This is a genomic window from Nocardia farcinica, assembly GCF_029867845.1.
GTDB classification, from domain to species: Bacteria; Actinomycetota; Actinomycetes; order Mycobacteriales; family Mycobacteriaceae; genus Nocardia; species Nocardia farcinica_A.
Genome location: NZ_JARWRU010000795.1, coordinates 1 through 3,337 on the forward strand (window position 1 = coordinate 1; position 3,337 = coordinate 3,337).

The 3,337-nt window shown below is 70.1% G+C and carries 3 protein-coding genes; all 3 read left to right on the forward strand.

Annotated features, from left to right (window positions below; translation table 11 throughout):
- Positions 1 to 105: 105 nt before the first annotated feature.
- Complete coding sequence (locus QH283_RS17435) at positions 106 to 1,782, forward strand: ParB/RepB/Spo0J family partition protein (protein WP_280504051.1); 1,677 nt, start codon at positions 106 to 108, stop codon at positions 1,780 to 1,782.
- A gap of 102 nt (positions 1,783 to 1,884) precedes the next feature.
- Complete coding sequence (gene ssb, locus QH283_RS17440) at positions 1,885 to 2,373, forward strand: single-stranded DNA-binding protein (RefSeq protein ID WP_280504052.1); 489 nt, start codon at positions 1,885 to 1,887, stop codon at positions 2,371 to 2,373.
- A 436-nt stretch (positions 2,374 to 2,809) separates the two neighbouring features.
- Positions 2,810 to 3,337: hypothetical protein (locus tag QH283_RS17445; RefSeq protein WP_280504053.1), on the forward strand; the 528-nt coding region annotated here is incomplete at its 3' end.

Consider the following 3,337-nt stretch of genomic DNA (forward strand, 5'->3'; position numbering starts at 1 on the left):
CCCCCCCCCCCCCCCCAACCACCCCCCCCCCCATTCCCCCGCCCCGCCCCTAAACTTTTTCGGGGTGTGGGGCCCGGGCCCGCAGTCCAGCCCGAGGAGCCCCGCATGACCACCACGACACTGTCCGTCGTCACCGAGGACACCGATACCCCGGCCGATTCCGCTGCGAGCGACACCGACACCGGCGCGACCGAATCCTCCGCCGACCGCACCGATGAGTCCGTGCCCATCACGGCGCCTCCGGCGAATGCCCGCGCACAGTACCTGGATCCGAACGACCTCGTGATCGGTGAGAACGTGCGCGTCAGTTTCGACCTCGACGATCACCCCGCCGAAGCCGAGTCGATCCGCCGGTTCGGGGTGCGCAACCCGATCCTGGCCGAACGCGACCCCGACGGGCACATACTGGTCCTCGACGGGCAAGTACGCACCCTCATCGCCCGCGCCGTCGGCACCACCCACGTCCCGGTGTGGGTCACCGATGCCCCCACCGGTGTCGCCGACAACGAACGCCGCATCACGCGGACGTTGGACCAAATCAACCTCAACGACCGCCGCATCCCCCTGTCGGAGGCCGACCGCGCCGCCGGCGTGGCGTTGATGCTGGACCTGGGCGCCTCGGCCACCCGTATCGCCCAAGGGTTGCAGCGCAGCCGCTCCGAGATCCGGCAGGCCGCCGCCATCGGCCACTCCGCCACCGCGAAGCAGTTGCTCGACGACGGCCAGTACACCCTCGAACAGTTGGCGGTCATCGCCGACTACGAAGCCGCCGGCGACATCGACGCCGTCCAGGAGCTGACCCGCGCCACCCGCTACCAATTCGGTTACGTCGCCCGCCGCATCGCCGCCGATCGCGCCGAAGCCCGCGACCGCCTCCACGCCGCCCTACCCCACGCCGCCACCGGCTTCGGAATCCTCCCCCGCGAACCCGAACTCGACAGCGAGGAGGCGGTGTTCGTGCCGGCCACCGACCTCACCAAACCTGACGGCAGCGAGGTCGGCGCCGACCAGATCCACGCCGCCCCCACCCACTGGGTGGTGTACCTCGAGGTCGAGGAGAACGCCGAGCTCGTCGACATCGACAGCGGCGACATCGTCGACCCCGACACCGTCGACTGGAACACCGAACACCACGCGGATGCCGCGGCGGGTGAGGGTTTGCGTCACGCCGACACCGTGCGATGGCAGGACCGGTGGACCCCCACCTACTACCTGCTCGCCGACCAACTCTCCGACAGCGGCCTCACCCTCATCTCGCCGCCGGAGACCAGCGATAAGCATGTCCGCGCAGTGGTCGCTGCCGAAGCCGCCGTACGAGAAGCGGCCCGGCAGGACTATCGACGGGTGCGGGAGTTGAACAAGCGCGGCGCCGCGGCCAAACAGCGGCGCGAGGAATTCCTCACCGAATACCTCACCCGACGCAAGCCGCCCACCCAGGCCGCCGGGTTCGTCGCCACCTACCTGGCCAACCAGCTCGACGCCCCGACGGTGCAGATGGTGACCACGATCCTCGGCATCGCAGACTCGCGACAGGACTTGCAGGCCGCGATCACCGACGCCCCGGTCAACCGGGTATGGGTGATCGTGCTGGCGATGGTGCTCGCCACCCACGAAGCCCCCATCGACAAGAGCTTCTGGCGGGCCGGGTCGAGCGCGACACCCGGGTATCTGCATCTGCTCGCCGAACTCGCGACCGATGCCGGGTCGGACTTCGCGCTCGTCGATGTCGAACAGGCCGCCGCTGGTGAGATTTACTACCACGACATCGATCTCGCCGCCTGAGTTCACAATCCGCGCAGTTCGATCCGCGCCCGCCACCGGATTCCGTTGGCGGGCGCTGCTATCCACATCTGTTATCCACAACCTGTGAAAGGAGGGCGAATCATGGCCGGGGACACCGTTGTCACCGTCACGGGGAATGTGACGGACTCGCCTGAGCTGAGATTCACCCCCGCAGGCGTCGCGGTGGCCAACTTCACCGTGGCGTCGACCCCGCGGTTCTTCGATCGGCAGTCCAACGAATGGAAAGACGCCGACGCCCTGTTCCTGCGCTGCACCCTGTGGCGCGAGCCTGCCGAATACGCCGCCGAATCGCTGACCCGAGGCGCCAGGGTGATCGTCACCGGCCGACTCAAACAGCGAACCTACGAGACCCGCGAAGGCCAGACGCGGACGGTCGTCGAACTCGACGTCGACGAACTCGGCGCATCCCTGCGGTATGCCACCGCAACCATCTCCAGAGTCAACCGGGCCAACGCGACGAGCAGCGGCTCGAGCGCCGACACCGGTGGCCAGACAGCATGGGCACAGCAGTCCGGCGAACCCACGTACGCCGGATCCGGATTCGGAAACGCGGGCCAACCACCGTTCTAACGTTGCGCCGAACCGGCGCCTACCCACCGAGGTGCTGGGAGGGGACGCAGCCGAGGTACCTGTCCGCCCCATCGTCCGTCCAACCCGGGTGATCGGGTGGTGTCGGTGGTGAGGGCTGTTCGTCAGGCCATCTGCCCCGCCTGCCCGAGTGCTACCAGGGCGTGCTCCCGCCACCGCTGCGGGCCCGCGCCCGGCCGTCACCGAATTCGCCCAGCGCGCCGCCCCGCACACAACCGCCGGTCTGGCGGGTCAGCGCAGCGAATTCGGCGCCGCCCGCATCGCCGCGTTCCCTCCGCCGTGTCGGGCTCCCACCCCGGTCGGCCGCACTCAGGCGGGTCAGACGACCCACCGCCCAGCCCCGTGCCGGAGTTGCGTGCTCGTGCGCGCGTCCGGTGCGGGGCCGAGCTGTTTCCACCGACAGAACAGGAACCTGCCGATGACCGCTACGTTGCACACACCCGACACCACCACCGCTACCACTGCCGAGGCCGCTGATGCGGTTACGCCGTTCGCCGCCGCGCTCGGCGAGATCGAATACCTGCTCGAGATCGACCCCGACACCGCCCGCGAACGCTTCGCCGCGGTACTGACTCTCGCCTCCCCGACCGAGCGGGAGTTCCTCGACCGCGCCGCCGACGTCATGACCCGCTCCCCGTGGAAAGTCGCCGCCCGCCAGCTCGGGTGGATGGCCAAGAGCCGACCCGAACTGCGCCCGATGATCATCGACCACACCGCTACCGGTGACCCCGGCCTGCACCGCCCCGAACTCCCCGCCCAGTCCGACACCTCCATCGAGGCCGCCGAATGGGTCCGCCGCTCCATCCGCGACCACCGCCACCGCGAACGCCTCACCGCCACCCCCCCCGCCACCCCCCCCGCCCCCCCCTACCCCGCCGCCGCGGGGGCCCCCCCCCCCGCCCGCCGACCCCCCCCCCCCGCCCGGCCCCGGGGGGTTGACCCCCCG

Excerpts from the sequence above, each read along its gene's own strand:
- ssb (WP_280504052.1), top strand. The coding sequence starts at position 1,885 with ATGGCCGGGGACACCGTTGTCACCGTCACGGGGAATGTGACGGACTCG.
- QH283_RS17435 (WP_280504051.1), top strand. The coding sequence starts at position 106 with ATGACCACCACGACACTGTCCGTCGTCACCGAGGACACCGATACCCCG.